The sequence below is a fragment of the Fructilactobacillus ixorae genome (assembly GCF_024029915.1).
Taxonomy (GTDB): Bacteria; Bacillota; Bacilli; order Lactobacillales; family Lactobacillaceae; genus Fructilactobacillus; species Fructilactobacillus ixorae.
The window spans coordinates 988,850-1,015,166 of record NZ_CP097478.1; the positions used below are offsets into that span (position 1 = coordinate 988,850).

Annotated in this window: 27 protein-coding genes and 1 pseudogene; 7 read left to right on the forward strand and 21 right to left on the reverse strand. The window is 44.3% G+C overall.

Annotated elements, in window-relative coordinates; all coding sequences use genetic code 11:
- Nucleotides 1-37: 37 nt before the first annotated feature.
- Nucleotides 38-954: pseudogene (locus M8332_RS04930) on the reverse strand (IS30 family transposase).
- A 253-nt stretch (nucleotides 955-1,207) separates the two neighbouring features.
- Between M8332_RS04930 and M8332_RS04935 the strand changes: the two are divergent.
- The gene (locus M8332_RS04935) at nucleotides 1,208-1,519 is read left to right on the forward strand and encodes an Abi family protein (RefSeq protein ID WP_252779728.1); all 312 of its coding nucleotides are present in this window, start codon (nucleotides 1,208-1,210) and stop codon (nucleotides 1,517-1,519) included.
- A gap of 47 nt (nucleotides 1,520-1,566) precedes the next feature.
- Complete coding sequence (locus tag M8332_RS04940; RefSeq protein ID WP_252779730.1) at nucleotides 1,567-1,767, forward strand: hypothetical protein; 201 nt, start codon at nucleotides 1,567-1,569, stop codon at nucleotides 1,765-1,767.
- A 109-nt stretch (nucleotides 1,768-1,876) separates the two neighbouring features.
- Here M8332_RS04940 and M8332_RS04945 read toward each other — a convergent pair whose 3' ends face one another.
- Both M8332_RS04945 and M8332_RS04950 read right to left on the reverse strand, forming a co-directional pair.
- A complete protein-coding gene (locus tag M8332_RS04945; protein ID WP_252779731.1) occupies nucleotides 1,877-2,017 on the reverse strand; it encodes an AbrB family transcriptional regulator in 141 nt (46 codons plus the stop codon).
- Nucleotides 2,018-2,172: 155 nt separating this feature from the next.
- Nucleotides 2,173-3,393 (reverse strand): KAP family P-loop NTPase fold protein, encoded by a 1,221-nt coding sequence (locus tag M8332_RS04950; RefSeq protein WP_252779732.1) that lies wholly within the window; start codon nucleotides 3,391-3,393, stop codon nucleotides 2,173-2,175.
- A gap of 138 nt (nucleotides 3,394-3,531) precedes the next feature.
- On the opposite strand from M8332_RS04950, the gene M8332_RS04955 reads away from it, so the two are divergent.
- Complete coding sequence (locus M8332_RS04955) at nucleotides 3,532-4,005, forward strand: glutathione peroxidase (protein WP_252779733.1); 474 nt, start codon at nucleotides 3,532-3,534, stop codon at nucleotides 4,003-4,005.
- A 48-nt stretch (nucleotides 4,006-4,053) separates the two neighbouring features.
- Here M8332_RS04955 and M8332_RS04960 read toward each other — a convergent pair whose 3' ends face one another.
- Nucleotides 4,054-5,202, reverse strand: a complete 1,149-nt coding sequence (locus M8332_RS04960) for an oxidoreductase (protein ID WP_252780811.1) — start codon at nucleotides 5,200-5,202, stop codon at nucleotides 4,054-4,056.
- 292 nt (nucleotides 5,203-5,494) lie between these two features.
- Between M8332_RS04960 and M8332_RS04965 the strand changes: the two genes are divergently transcribed.
- Together M8332_RS04965 and M8332_RS04970 are read left to right on the forward strand one after the other, a co-directional pair.
- Entirely contained in the window at nucleotides 5,495-5,881 is a 387-nt protein-coding gene (locus tag M8332_RS04965) for a voltage-gated chloride channel family protein (RefSeq protein WP_252779734.1), read from the forward strand.
- A 195-nt stretch (nucleotides 5,882-6,076) separates the two neighbouring features.
- Nucleotides 6,077-6,715, forward strand: coding sequence for a chloride channel protein (locus M8332_RS04970; RefSeq protein WP_289847038.1), 639 nt, complete (start codon nucleotides 6,077-6,079; stop codon nucleotides 6,713-6,715).
- Between the two features lie 218 nt (nucleotides 6,716-6,933).
- Here M8332_RS04970 and M8332_RS04975 read toward each other — a convergent pair whose 3' ends face one another.
- The 14 genes from M8332_RS04975 to M8332_RS05040 all read right to left on the reverse strand — a co-directional run bounded on the left by M8332_RS04975 (nucleotide 6,934) and on the right by M8332_RS05040 (nucleotide 22,700).
- Nucleotides 6,934-7,197 (reverse strand): AbrB/MazE/SpoVT family DNA-binding domain-containing protein, encoded by a 264-nt coding sequence (locus M8332_RS04975; protein ID WP_252779736.1) that lies wholly within the window; start codon nucleotides 7,195-7,197, stop codon nucleotides 6,934-6,936.
- A gap of 111 nt (nucleotides 7,198-7,308) precedes the next feature.
- A complete protein-coding gene (locus tag M8332_RS04980; protein ID WP_252779737.1) occupies nucleotides 7,309-7,806 on the reverse strand; it encodes an SAV1803-related protein in 498 nt (165 codons plus the stop codon).
- 95 nt (nucleotides 7,807-7,901) lie between these two features.
- Nucleotides 7,902-8,210 carry a hypothetical protein gene (locus M8332_RS04985; protein WP_252779738.1) on the reverse strand — a complete coding sequence of 103 codons (309 nt, stop codon included), beginning with the start codon at nucleotides 8,208-8,210 and terminating at the stop codon, nucleotides 7,902-7,904.
- A 383-nt stretch (nucleotides 8,211-8,593) separates the two neighbouring features.
- Entirely contained in the window at nucleotides 8,594-9,802 is a 1,209-nt protein-coding gene (locus tag M8332_RS04990; RefSeq protein ID WP_252779739.1) for an AlbA family DNA-binding domain-containing protein, read from the reverse strand.
- A gap of 7 nt (nucleotides 9,803-9,809) precedes the next feature.
- Complete coding sequence (gene rlmD / locus M8332_RS04995) at nucleotides 9,810-11,189, reverse strand: 23S rRNA (uracil(1939)-C(5))-methyltransferase RlmD (RefSeq protein ID WP_252779740.1); 1,380 nt, start codon at nucleotides 11,187-11,189, stop codon at nucleotides 9,810-9,812.
- Between the two features lie 54 nt (nucleotides 11,190-11,243).
- A complete protein-coding gene (locus M8332_RS05000; protein ID WP_252779741.1) occupies nucleotides 11,244-12,188 on the reverse strand; it encodes a diacylglycerol kinase in 945 nt (314 codons plus the stop codon).
- Nucleotides 12,189-12,204: 16 nt separating this feature from the next.
- The gene (gene gatB / locus M8332_RS05005; RefSeq protein ID WP_252779742.1) at nucleotides 12,205-13,629 is read right to left on the reverse strand and encodes an Asp-tRNA(Asn)/Glu-tRNA(Gln) amidotransferase subunit GatB; all 1,425 of its coding nucleotides are present in this window, start codon (nucleotides 13,627-13,629) and stop codon (nucleotides 12,205-12,207) included.
- Nucleotides 13,630-13,631: 2 nt separating this feature from the next.
- A complete protein-coding gene (gatA, locus tag M8332_RS05010; protein WP_252779744.1) occupies nucleotides 13,632-15,089 on the reverse strand; it encodes an Asp-tRNA(Asn)/Glu-tRNA(Gln) amidotransferase subunit GatA in 1,458 nt (485 codons plus the stop codon).
- Nucleotides 15,089-15,397, reverse strand: a complete 309-nt coding sequence (gene gatC, locus M8332_RS05015; protein ID WP_252779745.1) for an Asp-tRNA(Asn)/Glu-tRNA(Gln) amidotransferase subunit GatC — start codon at nucleotides 15,395-15,397, stop codon at nucleotides 15,089-15,091. Before gatC ends, gatA begins: the two co-directional genes overlap by 1 nt.
- Nucleotides 15,398-15,420: 23 nt before the next feature.
- Nucleotides 15,421-16,512 (reverse strand): CamS family sex pheromone protein, encoded by a 1,092-nt coding sequence (locus M8332_RS05020; protein ID WP_252780812.1) that lies wholly within the window; start codon nucleotides 16,510-16,512, stop codon nucleotides 15,421-15,423.
- 46 nt (nucleotides 16,513-16,558) lie between these two features.
- Complete coding sequence (ligA, locus tag M8332_RS05025) at nucleotides 16,559-18,586, reverse strand: NAD-dependent DNA ligase LigA (protein WP_252779746.1); 2,028 nt, start codon at nucleotides 18,584-18,586, stop codon at nucleotides 16,559-16,561.
- Nucleotides 18,587-18,601: 15 nt separating this feature from the next.
- Complete coding sequence (gene pcrA, locus M8332_RS05030) at nucleotides 18,602-20,863, reverse strand: DNA helicase PcrA (protein ID WP_252779747.1); 2,262 nt, start codon at nucleotides 20,861-20,863, stop codon at nucleotides 18,602-18,604.
- Nucleotides 20,864-20,937: 74 nt separating this feature from the next.
- A complete protein-coding gene (locus tag M8332_RS05035) occupies nucleotides 20,938-22,047 on the reverse strand; it encodes a 5-(carboxyamino)imidazole ribonucleotide synthase (RefSeq protein ID WP_252779748.1) in 1,110 nt (369 codons plus the stop codon).
- Nucleotides 22,044-22,700 (reverse strand): glycoside hydrolase family 73 protein, encoded by a 657-nt coding sequence (locus M8332_RS05040; protein ID WP_252779749.1) that lies wholly within the window; start codon nucleotides 22,698-22,700, stop codon nucleotides 22,044-22,046. Before M8332_RS05040 ends, M8332_RS05035 begins: the two co-directional genes overlap by 4 nt.
- 119 nt (nucleotides 22,701-22,819) lie before the next feature.
- Here M8332_RS05040 and M8332_RS05045 point away from each other — a divergent pair, with 119 nt between their 5' ends.
- Nucleotides 22,820-23,089, forward strand: a complete 270-nt coding sequence (locus M8332_RS05045; RefSeq protein ID WP_252779750.1) for a DM13 domain-containing protein — start codon at nucleotides 22,820-22,822, stop codon at nucleotides 23,087-23,089.
- Nucleotides 23,090-23,134: 45 nt separating this feature from the next.
- Here M8332_RS05045 and M8332_RS05050 read toward each other — a convergent pair whose 3' ends face one another.
- Together M8332_RS05050 and M8332_RS05055 are read right to left on the reverse strand one after the other, a co-directional pair.
- The gene (locus M8332_RS05050) at nucleotides 23,135-23,980 is read right to left on the reverse strand and encodes an SPFH domain-containing protein (RefSeq protein ID WP_252779751.1); all 846 of its coding nucleotides are present in this window, start codon (nucleotides 23,978-23,980) and stop codon (nucleotides 23,135-23,137) included.
- A complete protein-coding gene (locus M8332_RS05055) occupies nucleotides 23,967-24,308 on the reverse strand; it encodes a hypothetical protein (protein ID WP_252779752.1) in 342 nt (113 codons plus the stop codon). Before M8332_RS05055 ends, M8332_RS05050 begins: the two co-directional genes overlap by 14 nt.
- Before the next feature lie 201 nt (nucleotides 24,309-24,509).
- Here M8332_RS05055 and M8332_RS05060 point away from each other — a divergent pair, with 201 nt between their 5' ends.
- On the forward strand, nucleotides 24,510-24,929 hold the full coding sequence (locus M8332_RS05060; RefSeq protein ID WP_252779753.1) for a YjdF family protein: 420 nt from the start codon (nucleotides 24,510-24,512) through the stop codon (nucleotides 24,927-24,929).
- A 151-nt stretch (nucleotides 24,930-25,080) separates the two neighbouring features.
- Here the strand turns inward: M8332_RS05060 and M8332_RS05065 are convergent, their stop codons facing one another.
- The gene (locus tag M8332_RS05065; RefSeq protein WP_252779754.1) at nucleotides 25,081-26,295 is read right to left on the reverse strand and encodes an MrcB family domain-containing protein; all 1,215 of its coding nucleotides are present in this window, start codon (nucleotides 26,293-26,295) and stop codon (nucleotides 25,081-25,083) included.
- Between the last annotated feature and the right edge of the window lie 22 nt (nucleotides 26,296-26,317).

The window sequence follows — 26,317 nt, forward strand, 5'->3', positions numbered from 1 at the left end:
TATAAATAAAATTAATTATAAAAGGCAAATCAAAAATTTATTTCGAACGATTTTTAAAAACCTCAATGGCAGTTCGATAATTGTTAATTTTTAACGGAAGATTATTAATTAACTCTAAGGCTTCAAAAAGTTTATCATTAGAAACATTTTTAAAGTTAGTTTGCTTCGGGAAGAACCATCTTAATCTCCGGTTGAAATATTCATTACTGCCTCTTTTCCAAGGCGAATAAGCTTAACAGAAGTAAACATCGACCTTGTATTTGCTTTGTAATACCTAATAACCAGAGAATTATTTTCCATGGTCGACTGTAAACGATTCAACGTTTGAACCAAAAATGCGCATGAATTTTTCAAAGGCAGCATTTAATAACGATTTGGTTCGATTAGGAATTTTAATTGCCCAAACCAAGCGAGTACTTCGTTCCACAAATGTTGCTAAGCAGGCTTTGGATTTCCCACGTCCAGATAAAACTGGATCTAATTCCCAGTGATCCAAGTCACTACGATCATTGATATAGCTAGCTCTCGTTTCAATGGTTTGATTGATTTTGAAGGTTACTCACTTCTCTGCTTTTCGTTTCCGACGAACATTTCGATTAGGCAAACAATCTAAACTAAAATCAAGCAAAATGCGGTTTAACCAATTATAAATGGGGCCGTAGCTACTCCATAAAAACGGTTAATCAATGCTGGTGACCACGTTAATTTCAAATGATTCTCCACAACTTGTTTTAACGAAGCGGTCAATTTGGTTTTTCTGCCACATTTTTTCCGTTTATAATCTGCATCAGCTTGAGCTAATACGGGATTATAAGGAGTTACTCGCAATAGTTCATAATGAATCGTTGATTTAGAAAAACCTAGTTTATCAGCTATTTCACGAAGTGAAAGGCCTTCATTAATTAATTGTGCTAACGCACCGCGATCATAAGATGTTAAAATGGAATAGCTCAAAGTAATATATACTTACTGGTTTGTTTGGTCACTACCATTGTAAGTTATTACTTTGGTTTTTTTATTTTATTTAGCGTTCGAAACAATTATATAATTTACGTTTATTAAAAAACAATATAATTTATATTAAAACAGTAAGAATCGTTATCCATTTAGCATTAAAAAGTTTTTTTAATTCCACATTTTAACCTCATATTTACCTTCCCTTAATCTTCATTTGCTAGAATGATGTGAAAAATGCCTCGAGGTAATTATGACTTCTAAACCGAAATTGACTAAGACCGAACTCATCAAACACATAAAAAGTAAAAAAATCACGTTCAATGAGATTGATGTTCAGCAATCCAAACAAGTACTCGTCCACAAAAATTACTACTTTAAGCTAACGACCTATCGCAAAAACTTTCCCAAACGAGAAGGTAAATATCCAAATTTAGACTTCGCCTATCTAATTGATCTGGATTCCATTGACATGCAACTGCATGAGTACTTGTTGTCCCTATCCCTCGACATCGAACACGGTATCAAGGTAAAAATTTTATCCCTCATCCCACTGCGCAAGTAAATACGGCCGTATACTTGATGAAGATTCCGAAGATGGACCTGAAAGACATGAAAATTAACGATTTGACCTCCCTCTTCTTTTTGCATGACTACGTTAAGAATGGTAAAGTGAGCAAGCGACGGCGACGCCAAGGTGCAGCTTTTCTAAAACGCTTTGAGCGTAACCCAGATTGGTATCAAAATGTCACTTTTATTAAAAAATTCAAGGAAATTTTAAATAAATTAATTAACTATTTAGAAAAAGATTAGTATATTTTAATTAAGGAAAGAGCGAATGCTCTGATGATCGCTAATTATATTTTAATTATAAAGAAGAGATTATCAATTAAGATAATCTCCTCTTTTTGTTTACTGATACTTAACTGTTTTCCATCCCGTCCTGAAAATCTGGATGCTTTTCAGCATCATAATGACCATTTTCGTCAAATTCAACGTTTTCAATTGGAATACGATTTAATAATTTTTGCCAGTCAGCTTCATTTGGTACATTTGAATCCACAGCTTACACACTTGTATAATAATTAGATTTTTAAAATTAATAGGTAGAATAACCCGAAACTAAACTAAGTACATCATCAATTAATTCCTTATAAGAATGAATATCTTCACCATATGATCCAGTTATTGAAAATGTCTCATTGACCTTAACACTTTTTATATTTGAATTTTCAACAAATATTCCTTTATAAATATTTTCCAAAATAATTTCAACTTTTCGCTTCTCGTTAATATTAAAATTAGCAGCGAAAAAATGTTTAAAATGATAATTATTAGAAAAAATGAAATAAAATTAGCACTGTCAATACCATTAACAGTTTTATTATACATATTCTTATCTATAATTATTAATGCTAATAGATAAGGGAGTATAAAATTAATTACAATGAAGCTTGAAAATTTTTCATTAGAAAACAATGAATTTACACTGAAATTAAAACTATAGATAGCTGTATTCAAGGTACTATAAAAATGATTTATTTCTCTTAAACTAAGTTCAAAAAATTCAGCAACGCTTTTATAGTATGAATCTGCAACCATTGAATCATCATTCGGAAAATTATCATTTTGCCTATAATAATTTTCTAAATTAGCATCTGGAAGTGCAATAACAAAATCAAAAAAGCGATCTAGGTAACGACTCCCATCAAAATTATTACCATAGAACTTTTGAACAGTATTTTTCAATTCAAATATATTAACTGCGAATACGAAGGTAATTTTATCATCATTAAAAAAATGCTTAATCCGTTCTAATAATTTAATTGCATAAGTGGGTTGGCATCGATCAAGTTCATCAACAAAAATTACCAAACGACCATTTTCTGGAATCAATTTTGTTAGTACTCGATTAAATTGTTCTTCAGAACTAAGTTCTTTTTCAGAACCTAAAGAATCAATATAATTGTCTATATCAACCTGGGCAATTGATTTAGCAGCAATTTTAACCAAGTTCTTTAAAATTTCTATTCCGCCTTTTCTTATTTTTTCATCCATAATTGAATCAGCAGAAACGATACTCTTAGTTAACGAAATAATTGGATCTTCTTCGCTATCATTTTTCCACGCATCATAATAAACTGTTTTGTAAGATATTTTTTTGATTCTGCCTTCTTTACCATTTATAATTTCATGAATAACTTGTTTTTCTGAATTATCCTCATTATTCTTATTAACTATATCCAGTACAATTTGACATTGTTTAACAAAAAACGTTTTCCCCGTTCCCCATTTTCCATCGATTGCAATCGACCATGGACCGTTTAGACTATTTAACATCTCTAGGAAATGAAAAACATTGCTATTTCTTCCTGTCGTATCATGGATAATTGATTCTTTAAGATTGTCCGTCGTCGGCTGTAAATCAAATTTTTCCAATTATTTAACCCCTTAAATATCAAATATGACAATTTAATCATCACTATTATATCCTCAATTAAATCATTAGCGAATCCTGCCCAAAAATGTTAGCATTTAGTTGTACACCATCAAATTTAACAGAATGGAGTCCTTCTCATGCTCAACTCAATTTACGATTACCAAACTAAAGAACTAAACGGCGATCCGATTAACTTTGCCGATTTTAAAGGTAAAGTTATTCTCGTGGTTAACACCGCCAGCAAGTGTGGTCTAGCCGGTCAGCTCAAGGATCTAGAAAAGTTATACCACGAATATCACGACCAAGGATTAGAAGTCATTGGTTTCCCATCCAACCAGTTCTTGATGGAATTGAAGGATTCGAAAAACATCACCGAGTACTGCCAGGTCCACTACGGAGTAACCTTCCCCATCACCGAAACCATCAAGGTTAATGGCGAAGATACCGATCCATTATTTGCCTACTTGAAAAGGGAATCCGGTCACGGTCCAATTAAATGGAACTACACCAAGTTCTTGATTGGCAAAGATGGCCAGTTGCTTCATCGGTATGCGCCAATTACTAACCCTGCCAAGTTAGAACCAGCTATCAAAAAAGCACTCCAAGCATAAACAAAAAAGACCCCGGGAAGAAATCCTCCTGGGGTCTTTTCTTTTGCGTTATTTTTTAATTGATTCCCCGTTTGGTAACGGTGGTAACCCGTTATCGGGCAAGGAGAATGAGTCTAACAAGCCCTTGGTCCAGGCCGTTTGTTTCAACTGTGCTGGCGAAATCTCGTGTACAATTTCGTCGGCTCGATGATGAGATACCTTGTCTCCAAACAACGGGTCAATCAAGCTACCACGGGCCATCCCGACCATATCCATGTAGTGGTTAACGGCATCCAACGCAGCTTCGGCGCTAAAGACGCTACCGACTGCCAGCACCTTAGTTTCAGCATCCAGCGATTCCCGATAGATTTGCGTGTAACTCAGCTTGCTATCATTGGGGCCATCATAATAGTGTCCAAAGATGGAGACATGCAAGTAGTCGAGTTGGAGCTGGTTAAGTTCCTTAACTAACTGGTTAGAATCAGAAATCGAATACCCGCTCCCGTCTTGATGTGGCTCTTCCGGACTAATCCGGTAACCAACGATAAAGTCTTGGGGTGCGTATTTAGCAACCACACGCAGAACTTCCTTCGTAACCGCGAGGGGAAAGCGCATCCGCTTAGCTAACGATCCACCCCACTCATCGGTCCGTCGGTTGGAATACGTCGACATGAATTGTTGCAATAGGTAATGGTTGGCACCGTGAATTTCCACCCCATCAAAGCCAGCTTCAATGGCGCGTTTTGTCGCTAACCCAAAATCCTTGATGATGGCTTCAATCTGCTGAGTAGTTAACTCTCGCACATCATAGTTCAAACTCGGGGAAGTAATAGCACTGGGACCGAAGGCGTACCCATGCTTGGCAGCAAATCCATTACTTCGCAGGCCACCATGATTGATCTGTAGAATGGCTTTGGCCCCATCCTGCTTCATGGCCTTAGCAAGTGCCTTAATCGAGTCGAGGTGCTCGTCGTCATAAATCCCAAGTTGTTCACCAAACGGACCGCCACCACTCGGTCCCCCGTTTTCGCTAACGTAATGATACTCGGTGATCAGCATCCCCGCTGTCTTACTCCGGGCCGCATAGTACTGCAGTGTATCAGCAGTTGCTCTTCCATCTGCCGTTCCCGACGAAGTTAGCATTGGAGGCAGAAACAAGCGTCCCTGGACTTCGACGCCGCGCCGAAACTTCACTAAATCCGTTAATTGTCGTGTGATGATGGATTCCTCCTTAAATAAAGCCATTTTGTCATAAATGCTAACATTGATAGCTAAATTATAGCTGGATTCCGTGAAATAGCAATGATATTGCCTACTTTTAGTAAGTTAAACCAAAAAATTCCCCGCCTAATTTACTACGAACAAAATAATTTTGTTGTTACTTGATAAGGCTTCAGCTACCTCAAGCAGGGGATTCCTTATCCCTGTTGGTTATGCTATTCTTACTACAATAACGTTTTTACGTAACCCTATTCATGCAAAGAGGCCTACCAATTTTGGAGGAATAGAAATGAATAAAGTAAGTGGTCTAGCTTTCACATACATAGCGGTTTTAAGCATCATCATTGGTCTCGTTATTGGCGCTTATTTACAAATTATCAATTGGATTATTGAATTTACCTGGCACGAGTTGCCGGGTCTTTTGGGGATCAAGCAAGTGATTTGGCCCTGGCTTTTTTGTCTGCCAATGGGAATCGTGATCGGCCTGTTGCAAAAGTACTTGGGTCAATATCCCCTAACCATTGAAGAGGTCTTAGCTCAAGTTAAAACCGAAGGTCACTTTGGCTATCACAATTGGTGGCGAATCGTAGTCTTAGGATTGGTGATTCTTGGTGCTGGTGCCAGTGTCGGACCAGAAGCAAGTGCCACCGGGATTTTTGCAGGAATGGTGTACTGAATAGGTTGCCGTTATAAATTAGCCGTACATTCAGTAGAAAATACGCAAAATAAATCACTGCTTCAACAACTGCATCTAATTATTTGGCAACGAATAAAAGATTGTCCCAACCAAATTACCACCACATCAATTACGAATTATTTTGCGAGTAAACGCCAAAAACAAATTTACTACAGTGCCTGGATTTTATTTGGCCTGCTTGGTTTATTTACTTTCTTCTTCTTTTTCCCGCAAGAAGGCGTGATTGGAATTCATACTCCTTCGCTCAATTGGAAATGGCAAGGAAACCTCGTGGTTATCCCGGCATTAGTAGTTGGTTGGGCCTTTGGTTGGCTATTCGTTAAATCTGGAAAATGGTCCGAAAAAGTAATCGGTAATTTCAATTATCCCGTCATCGAGGGCTTTCTCGGTGGAGTATTATTAGCGGTTGGAACATTGATAAGTAAGGATGTTTTATTTTCTGGTGAATTCAACATTCAATCATTTGCTAGTCACGTAACCCAAGCGCCCATTTATTCGTTAATCGCCATTGCACTTGCCAAAACGATAACAACCAACCTCGGCTTTTCCCTCGGATGGCGTGGTGGAACCATTTTCCCAGCTATTTTTACTAGCTTAGCCGTTGGCGGAATTGTAGCGCAATTAGTCGGTCCAATGCCACATTTAACCGTAACTCTAATCATGGCTGTCGCCCTAACGATAATTATTGGACAACCAATCGTAAGCATTGTTTGCTTAACCCTAGTTTGTCCCGTCCAATTTCTACCGTTTGTAATTGTTACAACTTACTTAACCCATTGGGTTGTCAACCGCTGGACTTTTTTACGTCCATAATCATAATCTTATTTTCACAGATTTATACATAAACCTGATAACCCTTGTATATATCAAAATATGATTTTTCGTAATCATGCTTCTTGCCAATCAATGATTGAATAATATAATTTTTAATTATCGCAGATTTATACTTAGATTTACTTCTAAATAATTAAGGTGAACCTACGCTTGTTATCATCAATTGGAACTTCAACAATCTAAAGATCCATAGCCCATCATCCGTTTACCATCCAATCATGAAAGTCAGGATGTTTTGGGGCATCATAATGCCCATCCTTATCAAATTCAACCCTTTCGACTGAAACTTGCTTCAGCAAATTAGACCAATCTAACGAGTTAGGAATCTTTTTTAATGAAATTTGATCTCGGTTAACTTCTAAAGACAATTTGGTGCCTTTTTCAAGTCCCAAATCCTTTCGAACAAAAACGGGAATAACAATTTGATCCTTTTGTGAAATATTAATTATTTTGGGTTTCATGCAATTTCCCTCCAAGAAAAAATAAATCTTCCGGCCTACTTTTTACTAATATTTTTTAATTGAATCGCCATTCGGTAACGGTGGAGTTAATTTATCACTAAGCATAATAAATTATATCGCCTCATCTTTAGTAAGGTAGGCAGTATTATAACAGTTTATCATCCATTTAGGTGTTGGTTTCTTCCCGGCAATAAACCATTCGATAATGGTCGGACGAATAAAAGCCCAGTACCCACCTCTGCCTTGTAATCCATCAGCTTCTCTGGAAATTAATGTATGTAAAATTGAATGTTCAATTAAATTACAGTAGACAAGTCTATCGGCTTTTTGAACTGTAAACGGATACCCGAAAGATTTTATGATTTTCGGTGTTGAAAGTTGAATATATTTATCTTCGTCAATGTGATGGATATAAAGTCCTTCATCAGTACGACTAATTTCCTTTGTCTTTATTAAGGTCTTCCGGTTCTCCTTTAAAAAATCAACATACATTTTCTCCGAATAATAATCTTTAGTAGATTTTCCATACTTATTTAAAAGCGATTTAACTGCTGATTGATAATCTAAATCTAATAATTGCTTTGCTTCTTCTAATTTTTCTTTGCTCATTAAAGATTCCTCATTTACATCTTCTAATTGAAATAAAAACACAATCCTCTTTACAAGAATCGTGTTGTCATCATTGATACCTAGCTTTCAGCAATTCAGCAAATTTTTCGGGATATCCATACATTTTTTTTGCCATTACTTGTTATCCCTGCCAAATAGAACCAATTAATTTTCATATTTAGCGTTTCCGTTTGAAGTAAGTCACCATCAATGTAGTCATACAACACATCTCCATCTCCCATATAAAACGCTTGGAAGTAATTCATACTACTAATGATTTGACGATTAGTTTTTTTATCAAAACAAATGAAATCATCTTCATCCGCATACCTATCGATTAAGTGTTCCATCTCTTTATATTCGGCGTAGATGTAATATAAATAGCCAATGATAATTTGTCCCAATTGATTAATTTATTGATCTTAAACATAAACGACAATAATCGTAAACTTATTAGCAATAATTACAAAGATGCAAGTAACGTATTCTCTCAAAATAGAAAATTTTCGTGCCCCACTAATGAATCTGATCTTCAGATTGCTGTTCTTTAGTGTGCATCACTGTATTTTTGAAAAATGGATCAGAGATTTGCTCAGGTAAACTTAGATGATAACTTGCAAGCGTCTTTTTGGTTCCGTATATAATCATGAGGATTTTCCTTTATTTTAATAGAATTAAAAATTAATAACCAGATGTTAAAAATCATAACTAATGAAATAACACTAGAGTTTTTGAAAACAATTCTAAATAAATTTACATTTATAGTGGTCATTAAAATATAATTATCTTATCGCCAAATATGTGAAATTTCTTCATTACAATTTAAAATATTCTTTATATATTTAGCCAGATTAATTCTTCTAACCATTTCTTTTATTGAATCATCTTTTAATTCAATAGAATTTTTATCTAAATTAAGGCTTAATCTACTCTTATATCTAGAAATATCATCATCACTAGGAACAATTTTTTCATAAACTTCATCTAAATGATTATTTAAAAAAGATTCTACTTCTTTTTGTTCTTCTTTATTTTCATAAACAACAATTGAATTTGCATACTGTGATAATTCACTTTCATCAGGGGATATAAAACTAACCAAATTATTTATTAATTTCTCTAGTTTAAATCTGAAAGAATCCAACAAATAATAATTATAAAACATATCATGTTGAGTAACTAAATCTGGTAATCCAATTGAACCAACATATGGACAAACAACTTTAAATCTACATCCATCTAAATTAACAATTGGAATTTCCTTAAATGTCTCATTATTATATTTCAAATGAGCAACATCCCATACTAAACTAGTATCTAATTGATCTAAAGAATAAGAAGCTACTTTAATATTAGCTAATTCATCACTTATAAAAACTATCTTATAATTTGAATCAATTAAATATCTTATAATTTCTTCATCGTCAACTTCATAATATTCCCAATTTGCATAATCTAATAGTTTCTTCTCAAATTTTTCAGGAAATTTAAGATCAAATCCTAAATGTTTTTCCCATAAATTTAAAACTTTAGAATAGCTTGCGGTTCTATTAGTAGGTGTATTTGTATCTGCTTCCCTCATAAAAATCTGTCCAGGATGAACAATTGATTTGCTACCATATCTTTTTAATTCTTTTAAAAAAATGGGAACCTTATCAGTATCTTTTATTTTTAAAACATCAATTTCATGACCCTGAATATTTAAAGTTTCAACTTTAATAGATGGAGCTTCAGGTTCTATTGGTAAATTATTTAAGAAATCTGTTATTTGTTGAGTATTATATCTATTATTATCATTTTCAACACCAACAACATTGCATGTTTTATCCTCAACACCAAAAATCAAATAACAGTCATGATGATGAACAGTATTAACAAAACTAAAGATATCTTTAATCATTTCAGCTTTGTGATTTTTAGAATACCACTCTTCCTTAAAATCATGATAATCATCTTCAGGAACTTCAATTAATTTTAATAATTCATCACTATTCATTTTTTACCTACTTCCGCGTAAACACCGTCACACTCTCCACATGTGGCGTCTGTGGGAACTGGTCCACCGGTTGGACCGGTTGATCAATCGCGTAACCCCCGTCAAGCAACAACTGCGCATCACGCACCAACGTGGCTGGATTACACGAAACGTACACCAGCCGTTCTGGTTGCATCTTCACGGCACTCTCGATGAAGCTGGCGTCCAACCCTTTCCGGGGCGGATCCACCACTATTACGTCCGGTTTAATCCCGTCCGCTTCCCACTTTTGCATCTGGTCCTCGGCCTTCCCGGTCACAAAGGTTACGTTTTCAATGTGATTCAGCTTGGCGTTCGTCCGGGCATCCTGGATGGCTTCCTTGACCACGTCAACGCCGTAAACGTGCTTCACTTGTGGCGCCATTGCAAGTGAAATCGTCCCAATCCCACAGTAGGCATCGATTACGATATCATCCTTGGTCAACTGCGCCTTCTCAATCGCTAACGAATACAGTTTTTCCGTTTGCACCGGGTTAACCTGGTAAAACGATAACGGTGAAATCAAGAACTTCGTGTCTAACAGCTGGTCCATGATGTAGTCTTTTCCCGCCAGCACCGTGTTCTTGTCTCCTAGTAATCGGTTCCCAGTGCTCAGGTTGACATTCACAATCAAACTGTCCAAGTGCAGTAATTTTTCCTGAATCGCGGCCGTAATTTCGGTGGCCCGCGGAAGATGCCGGTCGTTGATTACCAACACCACCATCAGCTCGTGGCTATACTTCCCGTACCGGACCATGATGTTACGCACCACGCCCTGGTGGGTCGTTTCGTTGTAAGCCGGCAGTTGAAAGTCCCGTAAGACATCGCGGACCTTTACAATGGCATCATCAATTGTTGGATCCTGAATGTAGAAGTCTTCGATTGGGATCAAATCGTGACTGTGGCGCCGGTAAAACCCGGTTTCCAACTGTCCGTGTCGTTCTCGCACCGGAATCTGGGCCTTGTTGCGGTACTGCACTGGATGCTCCATCCCAATCGTCGGGGCCACCTGGACCTGGTTCAAATGGGCCTTTTGGAACAACTCGGCAATCTGGTGTTGTTTAAACTCCAATTGCTTCGCATAACTCAAGTGTTGTAAGGGCGCAATTCCGGCCTGCGTCAACCGGCGATCCACCGTGATTACCCGGTCCGGACTGGCCTGCTTAATCTCGAGTAACTTGGCAAAGGCAAAGTTGCGTTTGACCTTGATCACCTTGACCGTGACTTGTTCCCCCGGAAGGGCGTCTTCGATAAAGAGCGGGTAGCCGCCGTCCACTTTGGCCACACCCATTCCTTCGTAGGTCAGGTCGGTCACCGCCACGTCGCGTGTTTCGTTTTTCGTTACTGGTGCTTGCTTCTTTTTGCTCATTGCTACTCCTTAACAAAAAGTTTTGTCGCCATTCACGACAAAACTTTTTCGTGTTTATTCTAGTAATCGTTGCGGTTCTGGAGGCAGATTGGAAAAAATCGACAGATGTTCCTTGAGATTTTCAAAGTGCATCGGTGCCGTTCCGCCAAACTCGCCGTCCAGATTAATCGGCATCTGCAGGTTCGTGTTTTGCTGGGCGACCGTAAAGTGCTTGGTTTTCTTGTAGATAATCCGCGCATCGTTTACGTGCCGCCCCCCGTTTAAGACCTTCGTCAGTAGCTGGAGAATTTCCATCATATTGCCGGTTTTCACGATGATCATCGTGAAGTTCCCGTCGTTTAACGAGGCGTTCGGAACCACCTGTTCCAACCCGCCAACCGAGTTGGTCATCGCGAGGAAGAACATCGAGGCTTTCCCCTCGTATTCGCCCCCGTCAAAGGTCGCCTTCATCTCAATTGGCCGCGCCTGGGGCAGCATCTCCATCGCCTTCACGAGGTAGGCAATGTAGCCAAAGACGGTTTTTAGATCCGAGGGAACGTCGTAGGTTAGCTCGGTCAGACGCCCGCCCGCTGCAATGTTGATGAAGTACTTGGTAAGCTCATCGTTACTGGCTTTCCCCACGTCCATTGGAATTAAGCGTCCCTGGGTAATTACCCGCGCCGCTTCCACAAAGTCCGCGCGCGGAATGCCGAGCGCCCGCGCGAAGTCGTTGGTGGTCCCGGCCGGAATAATGCCCAGGTTCGGCCGGTGTTCCAACGGAGCAATCCCGTTGATCACTTCATTAATGGTCCCATCGCCCCCGGCGGCCACGACCAAGTCAAAGCCTTCGTGAGCGACCCGAGCCGCTTCATCCCGAGCCGAATTTTGCTGGGGCGTGGTGGCGTAGGCACTGGTTTCGTACCCGCCCCGTTCTAAAACGTCTAAGATATCAACCAACTTGGCTTTGAGCGTTTCGCGGCCCGAAGTTGGATTATAAATTACGCGCGCACGTCGTCGCATCTGGTGCCACCGCCTTCTATTGATTTAATGCTTGCATCAGGATTTGGTTTACAACTTTCGGGTTGGCCTTGCCTTGCGTTTGCTTCATGATTTGGCCCACCAGGAAGCCAACCGCGCGGTCCTTTCCGTTGTGGAAGTCTTCGATTGACTGTTGGTTATTCGCTAACACATCATCAACGATTGGTTTCAATTCAGCGGGATCAGACAGTTGGATTAAGCCCTTTTCCTTCACAAAGACCTTGGGATCTTCCCCCTGCGTAATGGCCTTAAAGACCTTCTTGGCCATCTTGGTGGAAATCGTTTCGTCCATCAACATCTTAATCATGGCGGCCAGGGCTTCCGGCGTAATCTTGGTGTTTTCCAACTTCACCTGTTGGTCATTCAAGTAGGCGTTCACGTCCCCTTGGAGGTAGTTCGAAGCCATCTTCGGATCACTGCCGAGTTCAATCAAGCGGTCAAAGAAATCAGACATTTCCTTGGTTTGGGTTAACACCATGGCATCGTAGTCGGTTAAGCCGAGTTCGTGCACGTAGCGTTCCCGTCGCTTCGCCGGCATTTCTGGCAAGGCCGTTCGTAACTCGTCAATCCAGGCGTCCGAAATTTCCAAACTCGGGAGATCTGGTTCAGGGAAGTAACGGTAATCATCCTTCCCTTCCTTGACCCGCATCAAGTAGGTCTTGCCGGTTAATTCGTCGAATCGACGGGTCTCAGCACCAATCGTGCCCCCAGCCATGATTACCTGGGCCTGGCGTTGTTCTTCGTAGGCGAGCGCCTTACGCACGTAGTTAAACGAGTTCAGGTTCTTCAACTCGATTTTTTGACCGAGTTGGTCACTGCCGACGGGCCGAATCGAGATGTTACAGTCGACACGCATCGACCCTTCTTCCATCCGCACGTCCGAAATCCCGGTAAATTGGATCCGTTCCCGTAATCCTTCCAGGTAATCGTAGGCTTCTTGGGGCGTTGTCATTTCCGGTTTCGACACAATTTCAATCAACGGCGTCCCCTGCCGGTTCAAATCGACGTAGGAATACTGGTTACCGTGGGTGTTCTTTCCGGCATCCTCTTCGACGTGCAACTCTTCGATCCCGACCTTCTTAGTGCCACCGTCCGCGGTCTGCACCTCAATCCACCCGTTCGTAGCAGCTGGCGTATCGTTTTCGGTCACCTGGTAGCCCTTGGGGTTATCAGGATAGAAGTAGTTTTTCCGGTCAAAGTGGGGGTGCTTTTCAATGTCAGCGTGGAGGGCCAAGGCGGCCGTGATCCCATTTGCAATCACCTGCTTGTTAATGGTCGGTAACGTTCCCGGATAACCCCAGTCAATCACGTTGGTGTTTTCGTTGGCGTCGGCTCCATAACTAACGGGAGACGGGCTGAAAATTTTCGAATTCGTCTTTAATTCCACGTGGACTTCGAGCCCAATTGTTGTTTCAAAGTTCATCCTTATTTACCTCCCAACTGTGGGGTGTGCTGGTGAAAATCAGTGGTTTGTTCAAAAGCGTGTCCCGCTTGGTACAGGGTGCTTTCGGCAAACGGTTTCCCAATCAGTTGCATTCCAATTGGGAGCCCAGCACTGAACCCAGCTGGTAGTGACATCCCCGGTAACCCGGCCAGGTTGACGGGAATCGTCATCACGTCGTTCACGTACATTTCGGTTGGATCGGTGCTTTCGGCGCCAATCTGAAAGGCCGTCGTCGGGGCGGTCGGTCCCATGATCAAATCGTGATCCTGAAAGACCTTTTGAAAGTCCTCAATGATTAGCGTCCGAATCTGCGCCGCCTTCTTAAAGTATTTATCAAACGAACCAGCCGACAGGGCAAAGGTTCCTAACATGATCCGGCGCTTGACTTCGTTGCCAAAGCCGGTGGACCGGGTCTGCACGTACAGGTCCTCGAGGTTCTTAGCCTCGGGAGCCCGGTAGCCGTACCGAATGCCGTCAAACCGTTCCAGGTTTGAGGAGGCTTCCGACGACGCTAGGGCGTAGTACGCCATGACCCCATACTTCGCGTGGGGCAAGGAGACCGTTTCCACCGTAGCGCCGAGGGCTTCGTACTGTTTAGCAGCGGCCCGAATCGCATCTTTTACCGCCGGAGCAATGCCGTCGCCGAGGTATTCTTGGGGTAAAGCAATCCGCATTCCCTGCACACCGTCGTTTAGGTGCGCCGTAAAGTCCGGAACTTCTTGATCGGAAGAAGTGGCATCGTGGTCATCATGACCCGCAATCGCGTTTAACAGGTAGGCGTTATCCTTAACGGTCCGGGTGAAAGGCCCCACTTGGTCAAAACTCGAACCAAAGGCAATCAGCCCCCACCGCGAAACCCGGCCGTACGTTGGCTTCATGCCGACCACGCCGGTAAAGGACGCCGGTTGGCGAATTGAACCCCCGGTATCTGAACCGAGACTAGCCAGCACCTGACCGGCGGAAACCGTCGCTGCCGAACCACCTGAGGAGCCCCCCGGCACTGTGGTGAGATCCCACGGGTTCTTCGTCGTTTGGTAAGCTGATTTTTCGGTCGAGCTCCCCATCGCAAATTCATCGAGGTTGGTTTTTCCAACGATGATGGCACCAGCGGCCTGGAGTTTTTCCACGACCGTTGCGTTAAACAGGGAGTGGAAGTTTTCGAGCATCTTTGACGCCGCTGTCGTCGGCATGTTGGTCGTTACTAGGTTGTCCTTGATGGCCACGGGCATCCCGGATAACACGTTCTCGGGATCAATCCCAGCGGCATCCACTGCTTCGGCCTGTTCCACTGCTGCTTCGTTCATGGCTAAGTAAGCTTGTAAATCGGGTTCCTGCGCTGCAATGTTAGCGAGGGTCTGCTTCGTCAGTTCGGCCGACGTCACGTCCCCGTTCACTAATTGCTGGTGCACGGACTCTAAATCACGATCAAAATAGTTCATTACTTGTCCTCGCTTTCGTCAATAATGGTTGGGACGCGAATCAACCCGTCGACAGCTTCTGGTGCGTTCCGTAAGAGCGCATCGCGTTCGCCCCAGTTGTTAGCGACGTCGGGACGCATTACGTTGAGCTGGTCGGTCACGGAATACGTCGGCGTTACGCCTTCCGTATCAACGGCTTCCAACTTGTCGAGCAGTGCCAACATTTCGTTGAGTTGGTCGGTAAACTGAGCGAGCTCCTGGTCCGCAATTTTCAACTTGGCCAGCCCCGCAATGTGTTGGGTCCGGGCTTGATCTACTTTTTCACTCATCAAACTTCCTCCTTACGTGGTTCCTAATAATTGTTAAACACGTGGGCCGTGAACTTCTTCTCGTCTTGGCCCCGGTTCAGATAACTCTGCACCCCGTTCGTAGATCCAACCGTGATTTCGATTGGAACGTTGTGGGGCAAGTACTTCTGGGCGGCCGTCTGCAGGTACTGGGTGAAGCTGTTAATTTCCGTGTAGCTGTAGAACTGGGTCACGATGTTCACGTGCATCCCGGTCAAGGTGCCGTCCGTGTACTGGGCCTGGGCGGTCACTCCACTCAAATTCGGGAAGTAACTCTGGGCCTTGTTCTTGAACTGCTCAAAGGCGGCTTCATCGTTGGCATTGGGCACCTTTTCGTTCCCAGCCGTTGGGAAGACGTAGTTACGTTGGTTCACCTTGTTCCAACTAGAGACGCTCGTGGCGCCCCCCCGGTTAACGGAGTAGGCAAAGAAGTTTCCGCCGACCAGACTGTCATCCGGAGCGGCCTTGTACAAGGCAATTACAATCGGGATGTCCTTGGTTGCTGCACGTTGGCGCATCCGCTTCAAGACCTCGTTGGCCATTTCCTTCCCCTTGGCCTCGATCTCATCGTCCGACAGGTTCTTGGTATATTGGGCACCGTACTTTTCCTTCGTGTAGTAGTACACGGAATTCAATCCGAGCCCAATCGTCATGCCCTTGAGCTGTAACTTGCCACCGTTTTGTTGCAAGAAGTCCTGCTCGTCAATCTGTTGCAGGTACTCTGGAACGATCTTCTTGTCCGGTTGGTCCGGATTCAGACCCTCGGGGTTCTGCTTGGTTTTGCGGCCAAGCCAGTTATAGGTTTGTTCGGTCGAAATTTGTTGGCCCTCTTGGAACACGTACTTGTTCGGCGAAAATTCCTTTTTCGAGATGTCTAACAGCCCGTGTTGAAACCCTTCCAGATTAAACTGGTTGCTGGTTTGTTGTTGGTTCACGCCGGCAGACTTACTGGTTTGGTAATGGCCGTCCTGAATCACACTCTGGTAGTTATTGTTGGAGTTTGTCCCCGTCAGCTCGGTCTTGGTCGACCCACTGTTAGAGCTCATCTTATTCTGATTCCCACAGGCGGCCAGCACGATGGCACTCGCCGCCAGCATAATCCCGATTCCAAGCTTTTTCACAACTTCACCTTCCTCTTCCTGCTTATTCGTTCGTCATCGCGGTGTGGAAGCGTTGTTCATCCCACACCGGTACGTTTAATTCCTGCGCTTTGGTTAGTTTACTCCCGGCATCGGTCCCGGCAATCACCAGATCGGTCTTCTTGGAAACACTACTGGTCACGCTCCCGCCGTGGGTTTCAATGTAGTCCTGGGCTTCTCCCCGGGTCATCGCCTCCAGCTTACCAGTTAGCACGACTTTCTTCCCGTAGAAGAAATCATCCTGATTGGGAACCGGACCACGACCCTGATAGTCAAAGTTAACCCCGACGTCCGCGAGTTCCTGGAGCAACGTTTGGCTGTGCGGTTCGGCGAAGTAGGTCACTAAGCTATCGGCAATCGTGCTCCCAATCGAGTCAATCGCCTCCATCTCAGCCGCGCTCGCTTGCCGCAACCGGTCTAACGAACCAAAATGTTGCGCGAGCAACAGGGCCGCTTTGCCACCAACATGGCGAATTCCAAGGCCAAACAGCAACCGTTCTAACGAGTTGTGCCGACTTTGCTCAATGGCTTGTAACAGGTTCTGCGCCGACTTCTCGCCAAACTTATCCAAGTTAATCAGATCAGCGAACCGTAACCGGTACAGACTGGCGACGTCCGTGATCAAATCGCGGTCAAACAGCTGCTTCACAAGCTTGGGTCCCAGCCCCTCAATGTCCATCGCGTTCCGAGAGGCAAAGTGGGTCACCTGTTCGGCTAACTGCGCCGGGCACTGCGGGTTAATGCACCGCAACGCCACCTCATCGTCTAGGTGAACTAGCTCCGCCCCACACGACGGACACGTAGTCGGGATCACGTACGGAGTCGCCGTCGCGGGCCGGTCGGCTGGTAAGTAGTGATCTACTTCCGGAATAATGTCACCGGCCTTATAAACTTCGACCGTGTCGCCAATCCGAATGTCCTTTTTTTCAATGTAATCCGGATTGTGCAACGTGGCCCGGGCGACCGTGGTCCCTGCCAGTTTCACGGGGGCAAAGACTGCGGTCGGTGTAACTACTCCAGTCCGCCCAATCGTCCATTCGATGTCCTCGATCTGGACCCGCGCGACTTCTGGCGGAAACTTATAGGCAATCGCCCACTTCGGGACTTTGACCGTGTGGCCGATGGTTTGTTGTAAAGCCAACGAGTTGGTCTTAATCACGATCCCGTCGATTCCATAACTCAGTTGATCCCGGGCTGCTTGGTACTTTGCAATGTAGGCGTTAATTTCGTCCAGGTTGTGCGCCACCTGATAGTCAGGATCCACGCTAAACCCGAGTTCGCGAAGTTCAGCTAACATTCCACTCTGCGTGGTCGCCTCTAAGTCGGCATCATCTGCCACGTTGTACATAAAGGTGCTAAGGTGCCGAGCGGCCGTTACCTGCGGATCTAACTGGCGCAGACTCCCAGCTGCCGCATTGCGCGGGTTAGCAAAGGTGGCCTGCCCGGCGAGTTCCCGCCGTTGGTTTAACGCGAGAAAGGCGTCTTTGCCCATGTAGCACTCGCCCCGGACCTCAATGTCAATCGGGCGACTGAGGGTTTGGGGAACCGACGCAATCGTCTTCACGTTCGCCGTAATGTCTTCTCCGATCGTTCCATTACCCCGGGTGGAACCCTGCACTAAGCGTCCCTGTTCGTAGCGCAATGCAATTGATAATCCGTCAATTTTCAGTTCGCAATTAAACTCCTGGACTTCCGGATAATCCTGTTGCAAGCGCTCCACAAACTGGTTCAACTCGGCTGCTGAGAAAACATCGCCCAACGAGAGCATCGGAATCGGGTGCGGCACCTTCGTAAAGTCACTGTCGACCTGACCGCCGACACGTTGAGTGGGCGAATCCGGCGTCACAATTGCCGGAAAGGCCGTTTCTAACTGCACTAGGCGGTTATAGACCTGATCGTACTCCGCATCCGGGACCGTCGGTTGGTCGTTTTCATAGTATTCTTTCCCCCACTGCACTAGTTGGGGGCGCAGTTTGTCTGCTTCTGCCGCCGCTTCCTGGACAGTTAAGTTGTGAAGATCCGCTTCCTGCACGACGTGTGCTCCCTTCTACTTTTCGACCTTTTGAATCGGGGCAAAGGCGGCTAACAGCCGTTTGATGCCCTTGTCCGTAAAGGCAATATCGAGTTCCATGTCTTCCCCGGTCCCGTTGACTTTGACCACGGTGCCCTGGCCCCAGGCCTTGTGACTCACTTGGTCCCCAACCTGCCAGTTTTGACGGTCGGCCCCGGTGCCCGTGGCGGCTTGCACAGCCTTGGGAGCCTGATACGTCGACTTGGTGGCTGCGACGGTGCGGCGCTGGTACCGGTCATTGTCAAACGGAGTGCTAGGTCCCTTTGCGACCGCGGGTTGACTCAGCTCATTTTCTAACAAATCAGCGTTAATTTCATCCATAAAGCGCGATGCCGGATTATTTTGGAGCCGGCCATACAACGTTCGGGAGTAAGCGTTAGTTAGATAGAGCTTCGTTTGCGCCCGGGTAATTCCCACGTACGCTAACCGGCGTTCTTCTTCTAGTTCATCCGGATTTTCCGTGGCCCGGGCCAGGGGGAAGAGGTTTTCTTCCATTCCAATCATAAAAACCACCGGAAACTCCAATCCCTTGGCGGCGTGGAGCGTCATCAGGGTCACCTGCGGAGCGCTTTCATCAACGTCATCCTGCGCGGAAACAAGCGCCAAGTCCGCCAGAAAGTCCACGAGCCGGTTCCCGGTTTCACTCTGATCCGGATCAAACTTCTCGTCAAAGTCCTGGGTCACGGTCAGAAATTCTTCAATGTTTTCTAAGCGGGCCTGCGCTTCCAGGTTATTTTCCTGGCGCAGACTGGCAACGTACCCGGTTTTTTCGAGGAGTGCTTCGGTAATCTCCGTCACGGTCTGGTTGGGAACCGCCGCGTGAAGCTGGGCCATCGTCATCCCAAAGTCGGCAATCGCATTCCGCGCCCGCGCCGAGATGTCATTGGCCAAGGCCACGTTCTGGGCGGCTTCTGATAAGCCCCAGTCGTTCGCACTCGCAAAGTCCCGCAGTTTCGTAAAGCTCGTCGCCCCAATCCCCCGTTTTGGGACGTTAATCACCCGCTCAAAGCTCAGCGAGTCATTAGGATTGGCGGCTAACGTCAGGTACGACAAGATATCCATGATTTCTTTTCGTTCGTAGAACTTGTGACCCCCGACCATCGTGTAGGGAACGTTGGCTTTCAAAAAGGTTTCTTCAATCACCCGGGACTGGGCGTTGGTCCGATACAAAACGGCAAAATCGTTGTACTTATAATGATGCTTTTGCATCTCTTCCTTAATCTTAGCCACCACGTACTGGGTTTCATCGCGTTCACTCTGAGCCCGGTAGTAGGTAATCTTCTCGCCCTGCTGGTTTTCGGTCCAGAGGTTCTTATCCTTGCGTTCTTCGTTGTTTTGGATCACCTGGTTGGCCGCCTGCAAAATCGTTTTGGTAGAACGGTAATTCTGTTCCAGGAGGGTCACATGGGCATCCGGGTAGTCGGACTCAAAGTCCAGAATGTTATTCAGGTTGGCTCCCCGCCAACCGTAGATACTCTGGTCGGCATCCCCCACGACGCAGAGGTTGTGGTACTTATCAGCCAGCATTTGGACTAACTTGTACTGGGCTTCGTTCGTATCCTGGTATTCGTCGACGTGAATGTAGCGAAACTTTTGTTGGTAGTAGGCTAACACATCGGGAAATTGTTCCAGGAGTTGAATGGTTAACATGATCAAATCGTCAAAGTCGACCGAATCATTGGCCCGCAGCCGGTTTTGGTACTCTGCGTACACGTCGGCCACCACGGTGTGAAAGGGATTGCCATCGTCATGGCGACTTCGGTAGTCGGCAGGGGTTTCCAAGTCATTTTTAGCGTTTGAAATCGCCCCTAAAATCGCCCGCGGATCGTTTTTCTTGGGATCCAAGTCGAAATCGGACAAAATTCGTTTTACGAGTGTTTTTTGTTCACTGGTTCCCGCAATCGAAAAGGCCTGGTGATACCCTAACTTTTCAATGTGACGGCGCAAAATGCGCACCCCGAGGGCGTGGAAGGTCGAAACCCACACGTCGTCGCCGCCGACTTCTAGGAGTTGGTTCACCCGGTCTTTCATTTCCCGGGCCGCCTTGTTCGTAAAGGTGATGGCCAGGATGTTCCACGGTAACACGTGTTGGGCTTCGATCAGATAGGCAATGCGGTGAGTCAGCACCCGCGTCTTGCCACTGCCGGCGCCGGCCATGATTAACAACGGTCCGTTCACAAACTCCACGGCCTCGCGCTGTTTATCATTCATATTCGTTAGCAAGTCTGCAATCGCCATTCGATTCGTCCTTTCAAATTCTCAATTGTACTTTAATTATAGCAAAAATAGAGCCAGCTGATGGCTGACTCTGCTTATTTTCCTTTTTCTGAGGGAAGATTCAGCAATCCGCTTTGCTGGAGTTGCTGTTTGGTTCGTTCCGGGTCCGTAGTTGGCACCCAGACGCCCCCGGTGCGGGTTGCATCAGTTGGCGATCGATAGCTAAAGTCAAATTCCCAATCCGGATGTTGCCGGCGGGCGACTAGTGCCGCTGGTTCGGCGTTGGTTGAAAAGCCACACCACTGTTGCGGAACTAATGGTTCAACGGTGGGCAACGGCAACTCACTGAGGGCACGCAAATGCAACTCGGCCGGGGTGAAATTACAACCCCGGGAGAGACTAACCGTTAAACTGGATAACGGTAATTGCAGCCCGGTTACGTACAAGAGCCCCGTCGTGGTGAGTAAAAATGCAACCCCAAAGTTGCCAATGGTGCTCAGCGCCTGCCCGACCTTGCTGGTTGCCTGCTGGAGTGCTGCCGCCAGGTCCGGAGCCAGCGTTTTCGCAGCCATGATCGTCAACAGACGCCCATTGGCCGCTACCGCCACCGGTGGAAACAGTTTTAGCTCACCAGGTTCCGCTTTGGTAGCGAATACCACGAATTGATGCTGCACGTCTACCGCTGGCACGTAGAGATAACTCCCCTGTCCGGCTAACGGGGCAAACTGGGCTACATCCGCTGGCGTCTGTAAGCTAAGCTCGGCTGAAATTGAACTACCCTTAATAATTGGAAGAAGCTGAGCTGGTAAACCGAGCGTGGCGATCGCGTGGTCGACATCCGCCACCGTAATCACCGTTTGCACCGGGCGGGTGTTTAAATTCAAGGATTGGAAAAAAGCTTGTTCTAAGGCGCGATCCTGGCTGAGTTCGGTTAGTTCCGACCCCTGCGGAAACCGGGTATACTGCGCAATGGTGGTCAGGATGGACGGAGCAACCGGTTGGGTCACACTGGTAACGAGATCACACTGCTGAGCAAAGGCGCGGGTGCCGCTGAGATCGGCGAGCGGATTGGTTGCACCTGCTGGCGTCGCCGGGGCCGTGAACACCTGCAGCCCCGCTTGTCGGGCAACGGTGGCTAACTGCTGGGCCGGGGCTCCCGTTCCCATGATGCCAAGGCGCTGGCCGGGTTGTAAGGTCGGCATCATCGTTGTCCCACCTGCCGATCGTATTGATTCAAGTGGTACTTTTCGATAATCTCAATCACCTTTTGGGCGTAACCCGGATCGGTCGCATAGCCCTCACTACTTAACGCATTCGCTGAGTCACGGTAGTTATCGGCCTGGACCACATCCCGGTACTGAAGGTTGTTCCAGTCCGTGCCGTTGGCCAAGAGCTTGGCGTGGTCTTCGATCGATTCGTCAAAATTATCGTAAACGCGGAACCGGCCGGTCACCATACTGGCCGTACCATCCGTAAACTCGGTTGTTTTCAGTTCGACTCCGCGTTGGTTCGGGCCCGCTTTCACCCCAAATAAATTGTGATACTGGGCGGCTAACTGACTTTGCCCCCAGTTGGATTCCAAAATTGCCTGGCCCAGCGTAATGCTCGGCAGGATTTTATATTCCTTCTGCGCTTTTAGCGCTCCGGGCAGGAGTTGGTTAATGAAGGCTTGGTGTTGCTGACTCACGTTCGTTTGCGTGTAACGGGGACTCGTAACGTAGTTAATTCCCCACAGGGCGCCTCCTAGTAAGACCACGATTAAAATGATTAGACTAAACCCACCGAATCCGGTTGTTGGTTGCCGTTTTCGCGGCCGCTTACGGCGTTTGCGATGCGGTCGTTGTTGCTTTTTGGTCACGTTTACCACCTGCGTTGTTCAAGATGGTTAAATTGTACTACAAAATAGTTAAGAATTGACAAAAGTGGCGGAATCGTTTATATTTCATAGGTTAACTATACTTGAGGGAGGCGATGACTGTGCCAAAGAAGAACGATGAACAAACTGCAACCGAAAAGTCACCCTTTGAAATTGGTGACGAAGTATCCTTTCAAATTAAAAAACAAGACTTTACGGGAACCATCGAAAAAGCCTACAAGAACGCTTTCTTAGTTGGGTTCGAAAGCAGTGATCCAGACATCATTGATACCTACCACAACAAAACGGTGATTAACTGGCAAAACCTAAAGATGGTCAAGCAAGCACCCCGCACGAAAAAAGCAGAAGCGCCTGCCGAAGACGACAACTAAAGTTACGTAAAAAAAGAACCACCAAACTAAATTGGTGGTTCTTTTCTATTGGTCTTGTTTATGCAACATCTTGCTGAAACTAGCTAACTGGCCGTAATCGGCGTTGCTGTCGTTTGGAACGACAATCAGATTCCCTTGTTCACCAGCTGCTTTCAGCGCCTCAATCGATTGCGCATTCAAATACTGCTGGTCAACATGGGCCAAGGCGGCTTGCAACTGTTCAATCCGGTACTGGTCGGCTTCCGCCTGCACCTTGGTCGCGTAAGCAGCAGCATCAGCGTGAATCTCCGTTTGTTGCTTGTCGGCTTTGGCGGTCGCAATCTTAGCGGCATTCTGGGCTTCGGTGTTCAAGCGAATTTGTTCCGCGTTCCCTTGGGCTTCTGAAATCGTGGCCTGCTTGTTCTTCGAAGCCGTGATCTGGTTCTCCATTGCCTCGCTAACTCCTTTGGAAGGCGTCAGGTCCCCAATTTGAACCCGTTCAATCATCACCCCATAGGTGTTGGTGAGATCGCCAATGTTTTGCATTAACTTAGTGTTGATCTTATCGGTTGAATTCAAAACTTCATCCAAATCCATGCTACCGATGATGTCCCGGAGCGTCCCACTCACCTGGTATGCCATCGATTGAATCGAGTTACTGTTACCGAAGGTGTAACGTTCGGCATTGGTAATCCGATAGTTCAAGGTTACCTGAATACTAATGCTGGCGTTATCGCGTGTGATCCCGGTTTGGACTGGAAGCGCTAAGGGTTGGGATTGTAAACTAACGGTCTTAACCCGTTCAAAAACCGGGATGTAAAAGTGCAACCCACTTTCGAACTGGCGAGAGTACTTCCCTAAGAACGTTACCAAGCCCACGTTATTCTGTTGTACAATTTTAATTCCCAGCATAATATTCTCCTTTAGCGACTAGATAGATTTTCTGTTCGGACACTTCCGCTACCACGTACGTTTCATGCGCGTGACGGTTCGTGTCCACAAGTTGATAAAAGTATAACACACCGTGCAGTTTGACCAACCCGTCGTCCTGCAGCTGGCGGTCCGAAATCTTGGTGCCGACAAGGTCGGTCATCCCGACCAGTTCTGGTTTCGCAAAGTGCTGCGTGAGGATGGCTTCAATTTCAGCAGCAACGCTGATGCCCTTGGCGCTGGCCAGCATGGTGATGGTGTGGAGGAGGTCGTTGTTGAGGTGAATGTTGATGTTAGTTTGGGTGGACATGATGGCCTCCTTTCGTACTTGTAGTTAAAATAATATTACTGATATTGTAAAAATATAATTAGTTTATATTCTATGATACACTAAATCCAAAGCAAAAACATAGCTTCGGTTGGTAGTCCGGACGTAGCTCATTCGCTATCAGTATCCTTCCTCCTAGGGATGTCCAGCTTTGGCAATAAATTTATAGGAGGAATAAACGCCATGTTTGTTCAAAGTCAATTAACCATCATTTTTGATGGATCGTTTTATCGGGGTATTTTTGAGGTTAACTCGGGGAAAAACTATCAAGTGGAGCAAATTATTTTAGGTAGTTCAGTCCCATCCCTACCACAGCTTTGTGGCTACTTGAATCATCATTATCATCAACTGCATTTCACAGAGGTAGCGCAAACAACAGTTAAACATCCGAATAAAATAAACCCCAAACGGCAGCAGCGCGCCGTACAAAAACAACTTAAGCAGAAGCATCCAGTCACCAAAGCTCAGGCTGTTTTACAAACCGAATTTGAACAGAAAAAGGTTCAGCGTAAACGAAATCATTCGCAGTTAAAGCGCGAACATCAGCAACAACAGTTTGAACTAAAGCAACAAAAAAGAAAGCAAAAACATCGTGGCCATTAAAAAATCGTCGTCCAAATGGACGACGATTTTTGTTTGCATGTATTATACTTAATATATTTGTTTTAGTTAATTATAGTATTCAAATTAAAATAAATTCGTTAAATTATTTGTACATATATGATCATATTTAAGCACATTAGCATCAATTAATCTATTGATTTTTGGGGTATACGATGTAATTAATCGGTTTAAAATTTAGGTATCTATATGGATTTCTAATTATATAAAAATTAAATTTGTCGGTTTCTGCTTCATTTCTATATAACCTATATATTAAATAATCCTCACCTTTTTTCCTAGCTATTTGAATTTCATTTTCAGACATGAAAAAGGGAGTTTCTTTAGTCTTCGCTGTTGCTTTAACTTCGATAAATAATCTTTTTATTGTCTCTCCACGATCATTAAATATTATTGTTTCAATGTCATAACCATAACCGTCACCACTATCTTTAGAAATATGATGAACCTCAAAATCATAAACATTAGGATCCTTATCAAGTCGTTCTTTTTCATTCGCTACTACTAAATCATCGGCTCCCAAACCCAATTTTATGTTTTCGCTTAGTTCTTTAACATAATCATGTTTACTAATTTTCACCACATGATCAATTTTTTCCAACTTTTGATCATTAGGAACTTTGGTATCTATCCCCAAAGTCATTTCATAACTATATTCATTATTGAGTAATTCATGATTCGACTCATTATATTTATCATTATTTATGATTTGATCATTAGTTTTTACAAAATCTTTTTCATTAATTAAACAAGCAATTAATTCATTAAAAACTTCGATTAGATGTTTTAAATCATACAACAATTCATTATTGTCAGAATTAGATAAATAATCAAAACTATAATATTTACTGTATATATTTCCTAATTCATATCCTTCCGGTAAATCAGTTTTGATTGTACTATCACCAATTAAATTTATTGGGTTATTAGTAAAACCAAACGTATCCTCATTTTTTATAAACTTTAAATTAGATTTCCAATAATTACCAACTTCCTTGATTTTTTGTTTTGGAAAATTATGCTTAAATCTTGTTTTAAAAAATGTGTATCCTTGATTTAAAGATAAATAAACACCCTTCATATCAGACCTAAATAAGAAGACAATATAATAACCCTTTTGAGTAGATGTACTAATATTCTTATTAAAAAGACCCATCCAAGGAACTAATGCCCATTTACTTTGACCACATGAGGCACGTACTTCAAGATCATTACCTAAAACTATAGATGGAATAGTATTTACTGCTTGGTTTCGCACAAAATTGGCTAATTCATTGGATTTAAATTCTTTATTTTTTTCATTATCATAATTTTTTAATATGTCTAATAAATATGTTTTTAGGTCCATCTTATATATCCTTCCAATTCAA

Bases quoted from the DNA above. Each gene is read 5' to 3' on its own strand.
- M8332_RS04935 (WP_252779728.1), top strand. From the start codon at position 1,208: ATGACTTCTAAACCGAAATTGACTAAGACCGAACTCATCAAACACATA.
- M8332_RS04940 (WP_252779730.1), top strand. From the start codon at position 1,567: ATGAAAATTAACGATTTGACCTCCCTCTTCTTTTTGCATGACTACGTT.
- M8332_RS04955 (WP_252779733.1), top strand. From the start codon at position 3,532: ATGCTCAACTCAATTTACGATTACCAAACTAAAGAACTAAACGGCGAT.
- M8332_RS04965 (WP_252779734.1), top strand. From the start codon at position 5,495: ATGAATAAAGTAAGTGGTCTAGCTTTCACATACATAGCGGTTTTAAGC.
- M8332_RS04975 (WP_252779736.1), bottom strand. From the start codon at position 7,197: ATGAAACCCAAAATAATTAATATTTCACAAAAGGATCAAATTGTTATT.
- M8332_RS04980 (WP_252779737.1), bottom strand. From the start codon at position 7,806: ATGAGCAAAGAAAAATTAGAAGAAGCAAAGCAATTATTAGATTTAGAT.
- M8332_RS04990 (WP_252779739.1), bottom strand. From the start codon at position 9,802: ATGAATAGTGATGAATTATTAAAATTAATTGAAGTTCCTGAAGATGAT.
- rlmD (WP_252779740.1), bottom strand. From the start codon at position 11,189: ATGAGCAAAAAGAAGCAAGCACCAGTAACGAAAAACGAAACACGCGAC.
- M8332_RS05000 (WP_252779741.1), bottom strand. From the start codon at position 12,188: ATGCGACGACGTGCGCGCGTAATTTATAATCCAACTTCGGGCCGCGAA.
- gatB (WP_252779742.1), bottom strand. From the start codon at position 13,629: ATGAACTTTGAAACAACAATTGGGCTCGAAGTCCACGTGGAATTAAAG.
- gatA (WP_252779744.1), bottom strand. From the start codon at position 15,089: ATGAACTATTTTGATCGTGATTTAGAGTCCGTGCACCAGCAATTAGTG.
- gatC (WP_252779745.1), bottom strand. From the start codon at position 15,397: ATGAGTGAAAAAGTAGATCAAGCCCGGACCCAACACATTGCGGGGCTG.
- M8332_RS05020 (WP_252780812.1), bottom strand. From the start codon at position 16,512: ATGCTGGCGGCGAGTGCCATCGTGCTGGCCGCCTGTGGGAATCAGAAT.
- pcrA (WP_252779747.1), bottom strand. From the start codon at position 20,863: ATGGCGATTGCAGACTTGCTAACGAATATGAATGATAAACAGCGCGAG.
- M8332_RS05035 (WP_252779748.1), bottom strand. From the start codon at position 22,047: ATGATGCCGACCTTACAACCCGGCCAGCGCCTTGGCATCATGGGAACG.
- M8332_RS05050 (WP_252779751.1), bottom strand. From the start codon at position 23,980: ATGCTGGGAATTAAAATTGTACAACAGAATAACGTGGGCTTGGTAACG.
- M8332_RS05055 (WP_252779752.1), bottom strand. From the start codon at position 24,308: ATGTCCACCCAAACTAACATCAACATTCACCTCAACAACGACCTCCTC.
- M8332_RS05060 (WP_252779753.1), top strand. From the start codon at position 24,510: ATGTTTGTTCAAAGTCAATTAACCATCATTTTTGATGGATCGTTTTAT.
- M8332_RS05065 (WP_252779754.1), bottom strand. From the start codon at position 26,295: ATGGACCTAAAAACATATTTATTAGACATATTAAAAAATTATGATAAT.